Source organism: Vibrio sp. 10N.222.55.C6 (assembly GCF_041473395.1).
Lineage (GTDB): Bacteria > Pseudomonadota > Gammaproteobacteria > Enterobacterales > Vibrionaceae > Vibrio > Vibrio crassostreae_C.
This window is the reverse complement of sequence record NZ_JBFRSD010001023.1, coordinates 1-357: the sequence shown is the minus strand read 5'-3', so window position 1 is coordinate 357 and position 357 is coordinate 1. Positions and strand designations below refer to the sequence as shown.

The window sequence follows — 357 nt, the reverse complement described above, 5'->3', positions numbered from 1 at the left end:
ACCGCGAGTACGGCATCGTAGTTGAGAAGAGCAGCCGTTACTCCGGCATTGTCTCTATCGACTCGCTTCGTAAAGCCCACAAAGAGAACAAATCACTCATCAGCGCACAGCTCGATGATGGACTAACGCTGAACCCTGATTTACCAATCAATGATGTGCTTGGCCTAGTTGGTGGTGTGCCTTACTCAGTGCCTGTTGTGGATGAGCAAGGTAATTACTTTGGCGTGGTGACTAAGTCACGACTGTTACAAACATTGGATAAGGGGTAGATCATGTCGTCTGAACAAACAAATAATGACCCATGGTCTCAATCGGCTCCTCCAGCTCAACCTGCAAGTGATCCTTGGGGTCAATCCT

At 48.5% G+C, this 357-nt stretch carries 1 protein-coding gene; it reads left to right on the top strand.

Features of this window, described 5'->3' with window-relative positions:
* The coding region (locus AB4486_RS27365) for a CBS domain-containing protein (protein ID WP_372119936.1) at nucleotides 1-269 on the top strand (269 nt) is incomplete at its 5' end.
* Between the last annotated feature and the right edge of the window lie 88 nt (nucleotides 270-357).